The organism is Brumimicrobium oceani, assembly GCF_003143775.1.
GTDB classification, from domain to species: domain Bacteria; phylum Bacteroidota; class Bacteroidia; order Flavobacteriales_D; family Crocinitomicaceae; genus Brumimicrobium; species Brumimicrobium oceani.
In genome coordinates, this window is record NZ_QFRJ01000035.1 from 1 (window position 1) to 526 (window position 526).

Here is a 526-nt window from a genome sequence, read left to right on the forward strand (position 1 = left end):
AAACTAATATGTTTAGTAATGATAGCCTTTGCTTGGTGCTACAATGTTGGTGATTATTTAGATAGGTATGTTAAGGCCATAACAATAAAAAAGCATGGTCATAGAGCTAAATCGGTTTTCAAATATGATTAGAATATATATCAAGCTTCCTTTTGAACCCTGAAAAGAAAGGATTTAGCAAGGTTTTATTGAAAATTGTCATGTAGTGTAAATTTGTTTTTAAAATTCAGTATCAATCCCAGTTTATAATTACCAAGTTTCAAATAGGTTAATAATTGAGCTTCATGAATATCGATTATCGCATCAACGGACTTTAATTCAATGACGACTTTCTTTTCAACTAACAAATCTATTCTTTATCCATGATTTAAAGTTATGTCTTTGTATACTATTGGCATTTTTAACCCGAAAAATTCATAGAAAGATAGGATAAAAGGGTGCAAAGTGTTATTTTTAAAGTGCTTAAACATAAAAAACATACACTTTTAGCACACCCAATTATGAGTATCAAAAATACAGTATTTTA

Annotated in this window: 1 protein-coding gene; it reads right to left on the minus strand. The window is 28.3% G+C overall.

What is annotated here, in order from left to right:
- Positions 1–185: 185 nt before the first annotated feature.
- A complete protein-coding gene (locus DIT68_RS16605) occupies positions 186–347 on the minus strand; it encodes a GxxExxY protein (RefSeq protein ID WP_233244225.1) in 162 nt (53 codons plus the stop codon).
- Positions 348–526: the final 179 nt, after the last annotated feature.